The organism is Pectobacterium sp. IFB5596, assembly GCF_021432585.1.
Lineage (GTDB): Bacteria > Pseudomonadota > Gammaproteobacteria > Enterobacterales > Enterobacteriaceae > Pectobacterium > Pectobacterium punjabense.
Map to the genome: position 1 here is coordinate 246520 of NZ_LXFY01000029.1, position 13984 is coordinate 260503.

A 13984-nucleotide genomic window follows, 5' to 3' on the forward strand; every position below is an offset into this window, starting at 1 on the left:
CCGTGCTGGCGCAAAGGAATATAACGACACGGATAAAGAGAAAATACAGAAGAGAAACCAACGTTAAGAGATTACCGATCCCAGTATTTTTCCGGTCGAGCGATACCAACCATACAATCAACCGCATACTCCACGACGTCCACACCAAGGCGAGTGAGATTCGCCAGCCAGATCCCCCCCTTCTCCTTGGTCAGTACCGCCATCTTGCGATCGGCCAAGTAATCCAGCGCCTGACGCAGCTCCGGTTCAGAGGCATCGGCATATAGCCGCTGCATCACGGCCAATAAAAACATTTCATTCGCGGTATAAGGACGAGTTCTATTTAATGCGATGAGCAAATGCCAACGCATCGATTCCTGTCGGATACACTGCATATCAGCCATGATTTCCCCCCGAATACCGCTGCTGTACTAACTCCAGCTTGTTGTAAAGTGCATCCAGCTTGGCTTCAATTACCGTTTGACCACGGATGTAGTCCTCACGTCGCACGTAGATAAGCGGTAAATCAGCGCGAAATTCCAGAAACTCGCGCTCCAGTCGTGTCCACCCCTGTTCACTCTTCTGTCGTGCGTTTTCCAAAGCGGCAAAACGCTCGTTCAACCGCTTTTCAATCTGAGTGAGCAGAATCCGCCCTGCGGCAAACAGGAAGCTCATAAACGACAGCAACAGGCCAACCAGCGACCAGAACTCCACTTCAATCTTCACGTATTACCTCCCCTGTCCGTTGTAACGCTTCGATATAATCCAGCAGCGCATTAACCTGCGCACTCAGCGCCTGGTAGCGCTCTCCGTTGTCACTGATGTTGGCGAGGATATCGCGCTGGGAGACGCCTGAAGGTTGTAATTCGGCACCAGCGGTTGCGCCGAGATCGGACGCTGCGCCAGCGCGGCGGGCAGCGGCGGTAATATCTTTCGCACCATCGGCGGGCAGACCGAAAGCGGCGTTGTAGTGCTGCACGAAGCCACGAGTAAACACACACTGCACAGGATGAACTTTGCCTTTTTCGTCAATATATTGCTGAGTAACATGATCAATTCTCCGTTGCAGAGCAGCGTTATCCGCCGCCAGTTTTTGGCGCGCTGCGACATAGCGCTGTTCGAGTTGATTCCCACGCTCTACCTGCTGCTGGTATTGCTCCGCCGCCGCACGTAGTAGCTGGTTCTGGGTTTCGGCCTGCTGCTGCTGTAGCAAGTTGAATGCCGCCTGCTGTTTCGCCAGCTCGGCATCCCCCAGTGCCTGCGCCAGTTGATAACCCTGATGACGGCCGGTCAGATAGACCGCAATTAACAGCATAACGACAAGCAAAAGGGTAACCACGCGTGGCGAAAGAAAGGATTTCAGACTATTAAGAAACAAATTATTCCACACAGCTCGCCCTCCCCCAGCTCAGATAGCGTGGTGCCAACTGATGTAAAATGCGGTCGGGATAATGACGGTTCTCACGCCAGTTGGCGGCGCTACGTCCGGCATTGACAGTTTCTACATGATCGAACCAACGAAGTATGTCCTTATCGGCGATCTTCGCGCGTTGCTTATCACGCTGTAACCAGCCAAGCCCGCCATTGTAGGACGACAGGGTCATTGCCATGCGTTCGCAGTCATTGCTGGCGCTGATTCGCGTCCACAGCCAGCGATCGTAGCCCGTCAGCGCACGGATCGCCCAAGCAGGATTAAACGGTTGATTTGCACGAAGCTCAGGAACGATACCGCTAAACCAGTCGGCAGTGGTCGGCATAAACTGCGCCAGCCCTTGCGCACCAACGGGAGAAACCGCCCGTGGATTCCAACCGCTTTCCTGATGCAACTGTGCCGCAAAATCAGCAATCGGGGCATTCATGCCCCAATCCAGCCGTGCGCTGCGGATCACATCACTGCGATACGCCTGCGCGGCGCGAGGGATTGTGTCGGCGCAGACCGTTGCGCTAAAAAGCATCGGGCTAACAAGCAGCGTGATGAGAAGATGTCGCATATCACAACCCCATCGCTACGCCGATGCACACAGCTGACACAATCAACGCTCGTCGTAACATTGCAGCGGCAAATACGGTATGGTGGCCATCCCGAACAGGAAAACGTCCACGTGGCACAGGTTCATCACCTTGTTCAAGGAACAAACCGGGACGCGCTTTAGGAAACAGCGAGCGATCCAGCCAATAGCCTAATACGGCGGCGAGTGAGATAAGCGAGAGCTTATAGACGGTGACGGGAAGCTGCTGCGGTGAAATCAGTCCGATAACAGCAAAGAGAAAAGCCGATGTCACAATCCAGCCGGTAAGACGCGGTTTTTTGATTTTTTTCACAATAAAGCCTCCTGATAAGAATGGAGGCCATTATGCAAAATGAGGATGTTTTATGATTTTAAAGGAGTTTAAGTATTATTGAGGCGTAAGATCCCACAAAATTGAACCATTTATATTCGTCATACATACACATCAGGCTTCATATCAAACTTGTGCTGCTTTTACGGCAACATAAAAATCATACCTCTTTAGCCGAATATGGTTTTCATTTCTATTTTAGTTTCTCATTACCTTGCTATTTCCTAAGGAATTTGTCGCGGGCTGAAACCGGGCCGCCAGTTCCAGAATATCTTTCTCGTTCAGCGTACCCGCCGTATAGCGCAGTAATAGCCATGCCTGAAGCCAGCTGTATTTCGCTTCCGCCAGCTCTCGTCGGGCGTTATACCAATCCTGTTCGGCCAGCAGAATATCCAGATTGATACGTTCTCCGCCTGCAACACTCAACCGCGTGGCGTTGACCGCTTCTTGCGCCGACGAGGCTGTCATTTGCCAGGCTTTGATTTTCGCCGAACCGTTATTGTATAGATTGTAATATTTTTTCAACTCCGCCAATGTTTGCTTGGTTTGATCGTCCAACTCTGCCTGGCTTTGCTGATATTCCGCCGCCGCCTGCCGCATCGATGCCGAGACGGAGCCACCGGAATAAAGCGGGACATTCAACTGCAAACCAACGCTCTGTGTGTCGTATTTCTGATTGTAGTTATATTCACTTTCCGAACGGCTATTGCGCGACGATGCCACCAGCGACAGCGTCGGTAAATGGCCAGCTCGACTGCGTTCGATTTCATAACGGCTGACCGTCAGCCCTTCGCGCTGTGTTGCTAGTTTTGCGTTGTGCTGCACGGCAAGATCGCGCCATTGCGCTAACGTCTGCTTACCTGACTCCGCAGACGGCAGTTGCGTGAGCGTCAGAGGGTGTAGCGCTGCAATATCCAGCGTTGTGCCTGTCATATTTTCCAGATCGGTAATCGCGGCATCCAGATTATCCTGCTGCTCAATGCGCTGTGCCTCAATCAGCGTAAAACGCGCTTCCGTTTCTCGCACGTCCGTTAACGTCCCTTCGCCCGCCAGCAAGAGGCGTTTATTCAGCGCCAATTGTTCGTGATACGCTCGCTGCTGTGCATCCAGCAATTGCAGTTTTTCCTGTGCCAGCAGCGCACTACTCCAGGCTTTATAAAGCCGTACCATCAGATCCTGACTGCGATCGCGAAAACGCTGATCGGCCATCAACGTACGGGCAACGCCTTGCTGATAACGTGCCCAGGCCGCATAGTCCAGCAGCGGCTGACGCAGCGAGAGCGTCGACGTGTAGCTGTTATAATCGCGTTTTAACGTGTTGCCGGTGAAGCTATCCGTTTGGGTGACTTTGGAGTGGCTACGGTTGGCACTATAGCCATATTGGAGATTCGGGAGCAGATTAGCACGCCCGATTGTTTCCTCTTCCTGACCGGCTGCTCGCTCAAACCCCGCCGCACGAAACTGGGCGTCATTGCGCAGCGCCAACTCCCAGGCATCAAGCAGCCCTAATGCGTTAGCGCCTGAAGAAAGGAGCCCAAACAGCACGATTATCGCGATCCTTTGCATGATTACTCTTCCGTTAGTGCCAGATGCAGGCGATCCATTAAAGGCTTAAATAGATAATTGACGAATGACCGTTCTCCGGTACGGACAAACCCCTGTACCGGCATGCCGGGTTTGACTTCCAGCCCCTCCAGCGCACGTTTCCCTGCATCATCCACCATCACGCGCAGGCTGTAATAGGGAGAGCCGTCTCGTTCATCCAGCAGGCGATCGGCGGACAGCAGTTCAACGGTTCCCGCTACGCGCGGCGTGGTGCTTTGGTTAAACGCAACGAACTGAAGCTCAACGGCTAACCCTGGCCAGACTTTATCGACTAATTCAACGGGCAGGCGAGCATCAACCTGTAGAGGCTGATCGTCCGGTACGATCTCCAGAAGCGTCTGTCCCGGCGCAATAACACCGCCTTCAGTAAAGACTTTCAACCCGACCACCGTCCCGGAAACAGGCGCTCTCATCTGGATATTCGCCAGATTGAAGTCGGCTTTTTCCTTCTTGCTACCCACATCGCTCAGCAGTGCCTGGACTTCCGCCAGCTCACCGTTTACTTCTTTGTCATATTCTTGTTGGCGTTGTGCAGTCAGCAGCGTCTGTTGCTCAATGTCACGTCGGGTGCGATTAATATCTCCCGCCAACTGTGCGATATCACCGTTAAGCTGTGCCAGCAGACGTTCGTTCTCCAGCATTTTGTTGCGCGGCACATAATTTTCCGCCGCCAGTGAACGTAACCCTCGTAGCTGTTGTTCCAGCGTTTCCCGCTGCTTCTGCTTGCTGGCTATCACCTGATGCTGGGCGCTTAGCGATGCCTCCATACCCGCAATACCTGTGCGCATTCCTTCCGCCTCAAGCTTGAGCGACTGCTGGCGGCTGTGCAGTAAATCGCGCTGCAATGCCGTAATCGCGTTCATCTCTGGCCTTTCCGCTAGCGGTTGCAGACGGGGCGTCATCACCATGTCATTCAGACGCTGCTGTTCAGCAAGCAGCCGACCTTCCCGCGCGACTAACTGTAAATACTGACCATCCAGACCCTCACTTGCCGAACGTGCATCAACCTCATTCAGCGTTAACAAAATCTGACCGACCTCCACCTTGTCGCCATCTTTAACCTGAATTTTATCGACGATACCGCCCTGATTGTGCTGAACAACTTTGCGATTGCCGGAGATCACGACGCTGCCATTTACCATGACACCCTTATCCAACGGAGCAAATAGCGCCCACAGGAGAAAGCCGCCGAACCCGGCAAGCACTAGCAACCATCCCAAACGCACGGCACGTTTTTCATCGCGCCGCGCCATCTGGTTCATATTCTCTTCGCTTATTTCAGATGCGGACATGTCATTCCCTGTTTTCTCTCATTCCCTGTTACTGCTGGACAGCGGCAGAAGGTGTCATTTGTGCTTGGTTGGCGGCACGACGCGGCTGCAATTCGCTTAGAATGTCGCGCGCAGGCCCAAAACGCTGCTGTCTGCCTTGGTTAAGAACCAGGATTTTATGCGCCAGCGTGGTTAATGCAGGACGATGCGTAATCAGCACCACCGTCGCTCCTCGCTTCTGAAGGTGCGATATCGCCTGTGCCAGCGCAACTTCACCTTCGTTGTCAAGGCTGGAGTTTGGCTCATCGAGTACCAGCAGGCAGGGATCGCCATATATCGCACGCGCCAGCGCGATACGCTGTCGTTGCCCGCCCGACAGCCCGTTGCCGTCAGCCCCAAGAGGCGTGTCATATCCCTGTGGCTGGCTAAGAATCATTTCGTGGACGCCAGCCAGCTTCGCCGCTGCGACAATCTTTTCCGCGTCATGCTCGCCAAAGCGGGAAATATTCTCCGCTAGCGTGCCTTTAAACAGCTGCACATCCTGTGGCAGATAGCCCATTGCCGGGCCAAACGCCGTTTTATCTACCTGACTGAGATCGGCACCATCCAGTCGAACCTTGCCACGCGTCGGTGTTTGCGTCGCAACCAGCAGACGCGCCAGCGTAGATTTACCTGAACCCGATGCGCCCAAAATCGCCAGCGTTTCGCCTGCCTGAAGCGAGAAATGGATTTCCTGCAATCTTGATGCCCCTTGCGGCGTCTGTAATAACACATTTTCGACGCTAAGCTGGCCAACTGGTGCGGGCAGCGCCATCGCCTCCGCTTTGGGCGGATACGCCGTCATAATTCGATTCAAGCGATGCCAAGCCTGCCGCGCGCTGCTTAACGGCTTCCAGATACCGATAAACTGATCGATAGGGCTCAGCACGCGGCCGACAAGAATTGACCCAGCAATCATCATGCCCGGTGTGATTTCGCCCTTAATCGCTAACATCGCCCCCACGCCGAGCATCAGCGATTGCAGAAAAATGCGCGCATGTTTTGACGCAGCACCAACAACTGCGGCTCGTTCGCTCGCCAGATTTTGCAGGGTAATAAAGCGATAATGTTGTCCCAACCAGCGCCGACGTAAATTAGGCAGCATCCCCATTGATTCAATCACTTCCGCATTACGCAACTGCGTATCCGCAAGATGGGTCGCCTGTAGCGCTTCATGGTTTGCTTCTTCCAACGGCGACGTGGTGAGAGACTGATTTAGCCATGCCAGCAGCAGCAGAACTACCGTTCCCCCTAACGCCAGAAAGCCGAGAACCGGATGGATCAGGAACAGCACGAGTAAAAAGAAGGGAAACCAGGGAATATCGAAGAAAGCAAACAGTGAATTGCCCGTAATAAACTGCCGTAATAGCGTGAGATCGTTCAGTGCCTGACCCGCTTTTGCCTCGCCAGCCTCGAGATTGCGTTCAAACGCGGCGTTGAAGACCTGTTGATTCAACTGTAGATCGATCCGCGTACCGAGCCGAACGACAACCAGACTCCGCACCCATTCGAGCGCCGCCATGAATATACCCAGACCAGCAATCAGCAGAGTGAGCATCAGCAAGGTCGTACCATTCCCTGAAGCCAGTACACGATCGTAAACCTGAAGCATATAGAGAGAAGGCGACAGCATCAGTAGATTAACGATGGCGCTGAAAATCCCAATGCTCCAAAAGCTGCGCCGGAAAGGACGCAGTATGCTCAACAACGAACGTTCCTTATTTGATAGTTGACTCACTGCGTTTGCCTCTCCTGTCAGGGCTGTTTGTGCATCGTCCGTGTACTGCCATCAGGCAATGTCAGCGTATAACCCTCTTTTTCCTTGCTAAAGAACACGACGGACTGTCCCTGCTCTTTCGTCAGCGTGATACCATCCGGCGTCGGCCGCCAGCCTACGGGTACATCGGATAACAGCGCTTTTAAACACGGCGCGTCGCCCTCAAAGCGCCAGGTGTTATCCAGTAACGGCGTATTGTGCAGCACGACTTCGCACTGCTGTTCCCCGCCACGCAATTGCCATACGCCGCTTAGCTCACTTGCTGAAGGCAACTTCAAACTACTCGCCATACATCCTCCGCTTATTGCACTTAACAGCGCCGCGATGATTAACTTTTTCATAGTGGCCCCAACTCGATAACAGAAAAGGACGGGTTTCCCCGTCCTTGCTACATCACACGATAAAATCGGTTGCCGCAGAAGGCTGACCAACAATATGCACAACAAAGTCTGGCGTGGTCTGACCCGCAAAATTCAGCCACAGATTGGTGGTGTTGCTGCCCGCATCCCAGTCAAGCAATGCTTCATTGCCACGTCCGGTGAAAGCATCAACGAACTGCAAATCTTTATTTTGATTCAGCGCTGACAGATCGATTTTGTCGATGCCGCGTTGGAAGTCCGTGATGGTGTCATAGCCTGTCTTATAGGAAGAGTCGCTCGCGCTGGCATAGACGAAAATATCTTTGCCCGCACCGCCCGTCAGCGTATCTGCACCGCCGCCGCCGTAAATAACGTCATCACCCGCGCCACCATTCAAAATATTATTCGCGTTGTTACCGATAATAATATCGTTGCCGGAGCCGCCAATCGCGTTTTCGATCGTTACGCCGTGAGCGATAGAAACGTTACCTTTCAGGCCGCCAACGTCAGAGAAGCCACCTTCATTCAGGTTGATGCGCTGATCGTTTCGGTAGCCAGAGAAATCAAACGTATCAGTGCCGCCCGCATCCCAAACAGAGAAGATCAGTTTGTCACTGCTGCTGTTAGCTGAATAGAAATCACGACCGGTATTGGAGTTAAAACCGTATACCGTATCACCGGTACGCGTGTTCATGTTTGCGCCATAAAGATATTGGATCGCTGTGATGTCATCAATCAGCGGACCAGCAGCATAGTGCCCCTGGAAATCGCCTCCGGTATTCTGCTCACTCCAATAGCTCATCAGGCTGAACTGGCGCGTATCTTCCGCATAGGTCACATCACGGTAGGTCGGGTTACCCTCACCCGCATTGTAAGAACCTGGGTGGTTCAGGCCCAGCGCATGACCGATTTCGTGCGTCAACGTCTGTTTGCCATACTCTGTTGCTGGGTTACGTACCGTGTCGGAATTGTAGTTAAACCAAGCGCTGCCCGCCGCAGAGTGGTTACCTGGCATATAAGCATAAGCCTGAGTATCGTAGTCCATCCGACCACTTGAATCACGGGTGTAGTTACCAAACGTGATGGTAGCCTTTTGGGTAGGGCTAACCTGAGTAAACGTGATATTGGCGACATCTGACCACGATTGCAGAGACAGTTTGGCTTGTTGTTCCTGGGCGGCGCTGAATTTCACAAAGCCCTGATCGCCAGAAGGGATAGACCGCACGTTCTGTAAGAACGAATAGGTCAAATTAGCGGATTTACCGAATACGTTCGTTCCATTCCAGGTCAGGCCGTCACGGACAATTTCCTTCGCGGCCAGATCGCTGGTGAACGAGGGTTTGCCATTAAGCTGCCCTTCGCCACGGGAGTGGTAATTATACAGATCGTATACATCGCTATACCCCGTACCTGCGGCATGCAATGCTGATTCAGCGGTATCCTTATCTTGATCTCGTAAAGCCATCTTTTCTTCTCCATAAGTCTGATCGGGATGATCAGAATCCTAAATCCCTTCAGGCATATGAATGACATACGCCACGAACTAATGGCTTCTGGTGAGATAAAATTGATCAAAAATTATTTATATAAAAAACTCATATAAATAAAAGTTATTCCCATAAGGAAATAATTAAGAACACGAGATAATTATCTTCGTTATTATCAAATGAAAAATAATAAGGGACTAATGATTAATTTTTATTATTGAAATAGATAGAAAAAGCAAAGAGGGCTGAGCCAGGCAGCATTCGTTTTCGACAAGGAAGGAATTTTTATTAACTGCGTTAATTCTCATCATCATACCTATCCTTGGTTGATAAAAACCGCACTTAGCAATGACATTGTTTGTCACACGTATTAACGGCATCCTTGCTGTTCTGAGACAAATCTAACAAATAAGAATAAAAAAATATAGCGCTAAATAGGGGCGAATTACCCCCTTATTCGGTGAACGGATACAGAGGAGTTTGTTATGGCATATCCCGCTGTTCAATCGGGAAGACAGGCAGCGCCGCCAGCAGCTGTGCACCATAACCTTTCGTCAGCAATCGCCTGTCATAAATGACAATTTCACCAAAGCAATCATGGCTACGAATAAGACGCCCAACTTGTTGGATAAGATTAAACGACGCGCTGGGCAAACTCTGTACGATAAACGGGTGCCGCTTGAGGCTTTTTAGCCATTCGCCTTCCGTCAAAATCACCGGGCTGTCGATGGGCGGAAACGCGATTTTATGGATATGCACCTGAGAAAGTAGCTCCCCTTTCAGATCCAACCCTTCCGCAAACGACTGTAAGCCAATCAGCACACTGGTCTGGCCTTCTTGTACCCGCTGACGGTGTAGCTCAACCAGCCTGTAACGCGGCTTATCTCCCTGAACCAGCAGCATCAGGCGTAAATCGGTGACCTGCGTCAGAAAGAGTTGCATAGCACGCTGGCTGGCAAACAGCATCAACATACCTTTATGCTTATCCTGTTTTAACTCCGCTCGGAAAAATTGTGCCATTTCAGCAATATGCTGCGCTTCTGATTCCATCAGTGGTTCATAACGCATCTTGGGAATGACCAGACGCCCTTGTTCACGGTGATTGAACGGTGAATCCAGCGCAATAAACGTATCCCCTTCCTGTTCGCCCAAACCAGAAAGTTCCTGTATGCGCGCAAAGCTGTTCAGCGAACGCAACGTGGCCGATGTCACCACCACATGCGACACCTTACTCCACAGCAACCTTTCAAGCTGATCGCAGACGCGAATTCCCGCGCAGTGCAGGTGAAGATGTGGCTGGTTATCACGCATTTCCCGCGTAATCCATTTAGAAACCGGTGCGTTCGACGATTTTTCCATCGCCGCCAGCCGCCATAGCTTGCTCATCGACTCAAAGTAGCCTTGCTGGCGGCTCATTTTCAGCAACGCGTGATAGACCCGCACCACGTCATGCTTGCCGGTTTTTTCGCTGAGGTCGTTGAGCATATACTCCACCAACGCTCGTAGCGTATCGGTCAGCTTGAACAATCGCACACAGAGCTCACGCATTTCATCGGGCATTTTGCCCATCGCAAAGCGGTATTCTGTTTCCTGCCCGTCATGCGGCAAGAACAGCGCGCACATTTGCGAGAAAGACAGTACGCATTCGCGGATCTCCTCACAGTGGCTGATTAGCCGTTCACTGTTAGCGAGGCGCGGTGGCGATTTTGGCGCGAATTGCGCCATACACTGCCCGATAAGCTGCACCAATTGTTCCATTTGCGCCATCATATAGGCAGGATGAATATCGCCGGACATCTCCAGCGTATCGCGGGCAACGTCGGGAATATGGTGCCCTTCATCAAGCACCAGCAGTAAATTCTTAGGGGGAGGAAGTACCGACTCACTTTCCATCGCCGCCATCACCAGTGCATGGTTGGTGACGACGACATCCGCCTGTTCGATCTCACGCCGTGCGATGAAGAACGGACACTCGCGGTAATAATGACAGTTGTGCGCAAGGCAGTTCGCTTTGTCCGTACACAGTTTCTGCCACAGGCTATCATCAATCGAGTCCTGATAATGATCACGCAGCCCGTCCCAGACGTGGCCTTGCAGTGCTTTTTCAAGCTTTACACAGACGCGTTCTTCTTCCTTACTGGCAGACAGCCGTTCATCATCCAGAAAGAGCGGTAAATCCCCCTGCGCGTCAGGATCGGTCGCCAGCATTGCCAAATTACGCGGGCAAATATACCGACGACGGCCAAATGCAGCGGTAAATTTCAGTTCAGGAATAAATTTCTGCAACAACGGCAAATCTTTGCTGTAAATCTGATCCTGCAATGCCACATTCGCGGTGCTGACCACCAGCGTTTTATCTTCCGCACGCCCGACAGCAATCCCTGGAATAAGGTAAGAAAGCGTTTTCCCGACGCCAGTGGGTGCTTCAATAGCCAGATGGCGCGGGTAATCACCCGCCAACGTTTTCGCCACTTCGGCAATCATCTGTCGCTGGGGAACGCGGGAAATAAAATCCGGGATTTGCTCTTGCAGGGCCTTATACCATTGACCAATCTGCAATTTTATTGCGGGGGACAGCGTCATGCATACTCTATATTTGTGTAATCTGGTCGCTATTGTCCCACAGACGCCCGGCGGCGTCAGCCGATATCACGTTCGCAATGATTCCGGTCTCGACAATCTTTCATCCAGCGATTAGGGTAAAACCCTGTCCTTGCCATGAGCGGTAAACGCTATCTCCGGTAAACAATAGCTTCGGTAAATTATGTCTTTAGTTCATGCTATCAACCAGTCGTACTGGTTTTCTTCACGATTACCCCATGTTGAAAGCCGCACCACGCGCAACAGTCGCCAAGCCTATAAAACACACAATCATGCGCAATTTTCGATTGGAGCTATCGAACACGGCGAAACGCTTTGCCATTACCGCAACGGAACACATCACCTACAGATTGGCGATCTGATCTTTATCGATCCCCAGCAGCCGCACAGCTGTAACCCGCTTCCTGGGAAAACGCGTAGCTACCACATGCTTTATCTGGATGCTGAGTGGTGTCTCGACCAGATCGCCACGCATTGTGGCTATCAGGCAGATAGCGTGCGTTGCAACTGTATCGTACTGCGCGATCCAGCGCTGTTTACACATTATCAGCACATCCTTGCTCTGCTGTATCAGGGAGACATTACGTCAGCAGATAACCAGCTAAAAACGATGCTGGAGCCCATTTGGCGACAATATTGCCTGCCAGACCCCGTATTAGCCCATCGCTCATTGCAAACCACAACGCTGCACGTACGCGAGCGTCTGCTGAATAATTTGCAAGCATCCCCGTCACTGGAAACGCTGGCAGATGAGCTGAATCTACGCCGCGAAACCATCGTACGGCAGTTTCGTCACGATACCGGCATTACACCAATGGCATTCCTTAATAATGCGCGTATTGAGTATGCCAAATCGCTGATGAAACAAGGTACGCCGCTCGTTGATGCCAGCTATCAAAGCGGCTTCTGCGATCAAAGCCATTTTCACAAAACGTTTGTGCAATACACAGCAGCCACGCCGGGGCAGTACGCGCGATCAATATTTGACAATAAATAGCCGAAAACCTTGTCTAGACTGGCTTCGATTATTTATCGAGGTCAGAAATATCATGTTTATCAATCTCCTTTTTTCCGCCGATTTCCTTTTTCCTGCCCATTTTCCTGCACTGGCACTGGCGCATTTTGTGGCGCTATTGAGCCCTGGCCCGGATTTCTTTCTGTTGACGGCCTACGCCATTCGCTACCGGCTGCGTGGTAGTGCGGGAATCTGTCTGGGCATCGCACTGGGAAATGGCATTTATATCCTGCTGGCGGCGATCGGCTGGGCAGGCATCCAGCACTCGCCGACACTTTTTACCGCCATCGAATTGGGCGGTGCGGCTTATCTGATCTGGATTGGCTACCAGCTACTGAAAAGTCGTTCTGTCCCGTTGCTACAGGCAGAGCAGCAGTCCCACTGTTGCCCAACACTGCGCAAACAAATTCTACTGGGACTCGGTTCATCACTGCTGAATCCTAAAAATATGCTGTTCTACATCAGCCTGATGACCAGTATTCTTGGGCCGCATGTGACACCAGTACAGCAATTCGTCAGCGGAAGTTGGATGTTTTCTGTTGTGCTGGCGTGGGATCTGCTCATCGCGGCGCTGATCGCTCGTCCACGAGTTCAGCAGTGTTTAACGCGCTGGATTAACCCAATTGAGCGCGGTGCTGGCATCATTTTATTGTTTTTCGGCCTGCTGCTTTTATTTCGGTAATCAGGTGTACTTAAAAAGTGAGAAGCGTTTCGGCCTTGTTTCATGGGCTGAAGGCATTATAATTCGGGGCAGTTAACAAAAGGATAACCTGATGACTCTTCAAAAAATCGGCATTATCGGTCTTTTTGCCTTTCTCGCCTTAGGCGGTATGTCCGGCATGATGCTGGTGGGCTACATTATTATCGAGCACGCGGGCTAAGGCTTTCGATCCACAACGCTGCCTCTACGGCACGGGTGCACGAACAGTGCCGCACGGAAACGCGGCAATTAACCTCGCCTTAATTAACCGGGTTGTTCAGACTGAAACGTCTGCCAATACTCAGGAATACGCGCAAAAGTCAGTTGGAACCAGGCCGTAAACTGCTCAGGCGTTGCCACCATCCGCCCTGCTATCTCATCTAGAGACTGGTATTCATAGCTCGACACTTCATCGGGATTGATCTGCGGAACATCATCCGTCACGCCAAAGTACACATGCCCTAGTTCATGCTCAATCAACCCATTATCCAGCGGCAGGTGATAGGTCAGCGTAAACACCGGCGTCAACGCGCAGCGTAACCCCATTTCTTCATACAAACGGCGGTGTGCCGCCTGTAACGTTTCTTCACCGGGTGCAGGGTGGCTGCAACAGGTATTACTCCATAAACCACCGCTGTGATATTTCTCTTCTGCCCGCTGCTGTAATAACAACTGCTGACGAGAGTTGAAAATATAGACGGTAATCGCACGGTGTAACGCGCCTTTTACGTGCGCTTCCTGCTTTTCCATGACGCCAGTTGGCTTGTCATTTTCATCAACCAGCACGACTTCAGTCAACGGCATACCTTTT

General features: G+C 51.7%; 14 protein-coding genes. 2 read left to right on the forward strand and 12 right to left on the reverse strand.

Annotated features, from left to right (window positions below; translation table 11 throughout):
• Positions 1-71: 71 nt before the first annotated feature.
• From A6301_RS17330 to dinG, 11 genes are all read right to left on the reverse strand, one after another.
• Entirely contained in the window at positions 72-383 is a 312-nt protein-coding gene (locus A6301_RS17330; RefSeq protein WP_234258342.1) for a hypothetical protein, read from the reverse strand.
• A complete protein-coding gene (locus tag A6301_RS17335) occupies positions 376-705 on the reverse strand; it encodes a hypothetical protein (protein ID WP_010281034.1) in 330 nt (109 codons plus the stop codon). Before A6301_RS17335 ends, A6301_RS17330 begins: the two co-directional genes overlap by 8 nt.
• Positions 695-1369, reverse strand: coding sequence for a hypothetical protein (locus tag A6301_RS17340; protein ID WP_234258343.1), 675 nt, complete (start codon positions 1367-1369; stop codon positions 695-697). Before A6301_RS17340 ends, A6301_RS17335 begins: the two co-directional genes overlap by 11 nt.
• On the reverse strand, positions 1359-1970 hold the full coding sequence (locus tag A6301_RS17345; RefSeq protein WP_100017071.1) for a transglycosylase SLT domain-containing protein: 612 nt from the start codon (positions 1968-1970) through the stop codon (positions 1359-1361). The genes A6301_RS17340 and A6301_RS17345 overlap by 11 nt, the downstream gene beginning before the upstream one ends.
• Position 1971: 1 nt before the next feature.
• The gene (locus A6301_RS17350) at positions 1972-2301 is read right to left on the reverse strand and encodes a putative holin (protein WP_010281025.1); all 330 of its coding nucleotides are present in this window, start codon (positions 2299-2301) and stop codon (positions 1972-1974) included.
• 216 nt (positions 2302-2517) lie between these two features.
• Complete coding sequence (locus A6301_RS17355) at positions 2518-3885, reverse strand: TolC family outer membrane protein (RefSeq protein WP_234258344.1); 1368 nt, start codon at positions 3883-3885, stop codon at positions 2518-2520.
• 2 nt (positions 3886-3887) lie between these two features.
• Positions 3888-5216 (reverse strand): HlyD family type I secretion periplasmic adaptor subunit, encoded by a 1329-nt coding sequence (locus A6301_RS17360; protein WP_234258345.1) that lies wholly within the window; start codon positions 5214-5216, stop codon positions 3888-3890.
• 28 nt (positions 5217-5244) lie between these two features.
• Complete coding sequence (locus A6301_RS17365) at positions 5245-6972, reverse strand: type I secretion system permease/ATPase (protein WP_234258346.1); 1728 nt, start codon at positions 6970-6972, stop codon at positions 5245-5247.
• Positions 6973-6989: 17 nt separating this feature from the next.
• Complete coding sequence (locus A6301_RS17370; protein WP_107167950.1) at positions 6990-7301, reverse strand: protease inhibitor Inh/omp19 family protein; 312 nt, start codon at positions 7299-7301, stop codon at positions 6990-6992.
• A gap of 103 nt (positions 7302-7404) precedes the next feature.
• Positions 7405-8835 carry a serralysin family metalloprotease gene (locus A6301_RS17375; protein WP_107167949.1) on the reverse strand — a complete coding sequence of 477 codons (1431 nt, stop codon included), beginning with the start codon at positions 8833-8835 and terminating at the stop codon, positions 7405-7407.
• A gap of 505 nt (positions 8836-9340) precedes the next feature.
• A complete protein-coding gene (gene dinG / locus A6301_RS17380; RefSeq protein ID WP_234258347.1) occupies positions 9341-11440 on the reverse strand; it encodes an ATP-dependent DNA helicase DinG in 2100 nt (699 codons plus the stop codon).
• 181 nt (positions 11441-11621) lie between these two features.
• Between dinG and A6301_RS17385 the strand changes: the two genes are divergently transcribed.
• Positions 11622-12455, forward strand: a complete 834-nt coding sequence (locus A6301_RS17385; RefSeq protein ID WP_234258348.1) for an AraC family transcriptional regulator — start codon at positions 11622-11624, stop codon at positions 12453-12455.
• A 52-nt stretch (positions 12456-12507) separates the two neighbouring features.
• Positions 12508-13155, forward strand: a complete 648-nt coding sequence (locus tag A6301_RS17390) for a LysE family translocator (protein WP_234258349.1) — start codon at positions 12508-12510, stop codon at positions 13153-13155.
• A gap of 282 nt (positions 13156-13437) precedes the next feature.
• Here the strand turns inward: A6301_RS17390 and idi are convergent, their stop codons facing one another.
• On the reverse strand, positions 13438-13977 hold the full coding sequence (idi, locus tag A6301_RS17400) for an isopentenyl-diphosphate Delta-isomerase (RefSeq protein ID WP_234258350.1): 540 nt from the start codon (positions 13975-13977) through the stop codon (positions 13438-13440).
• Positions 13978-13984: the final 7 nt, after the last annotated feature.

Coding starts and splice junctions, on each gene's coding strand:
- A6301_RS17330 (WP_234258342.1), bottom strand. CDS start 383: ATGGCTGATATGCAGTGTATCCGACAGGAATCGATGCGTTGGCATTTG.
- A6301_RS17345 (WP_100017071.1), bottom strand. CDS start 1,970: ATGCGACATCTTCTCATCACGCTGCTTGTTAGCCCGATGCTTTTTAGC.
- A6301_RS17355 (WP_234258344.1), bottom strand. CDS start 3,885: ATGCAAAGGATCGCGATAATCGTGCTGTTTGGGCTCCTTTCTTCAGGC.
- A6301_RS17360 (WP_234258345.1), bottom strand. CDS start 5,216: ATGTCCGCATCTGAAATAAGCGAAGAGAATATGAACCAGATGGCGCGG.
- A6301_RS17370 (WP_107167950.1), bottom strand. CDS start 7,301: ATGGCGAGTAGTTTGAAGTTGCCTTCAGCAAGTGAGCTAAGCGGCGTA.
- A6301_RS17375 (WP_107167949.1), bottom strand. CDS start 8,835: ATGGCTTTACGAGATCAAGATAAGGATACCGCTGAATCAGCATTGCAT.
- dinG (WP_234258347.1), bottom strand. CDS start 11,440: ATGACGCTGTCCCCCGCAATAAAATTGCAGATTGGTCAATGGTATAAG.
- A6301_RS17385 (WP_234258348.1), top strand. CDS start 11,622: ATGTCTTTAGTTCATGCTATCAACCAGTCGTACTGGTTTTCTTCACGA.
- A6301_RS17390 (WP_234258349.1), top strand. CDS start 12,508: ATGTTTATCAATCTCCTTTTTTCCGCCGATTTCCTTTTTCCTGCCCAT.
- idi (WP_234258350.1), bottom strand. CDS start 13,977: ATGCCGTTGACTGAAGTCGTGCTGGTTGATGAAAATGACAAGCCAACT.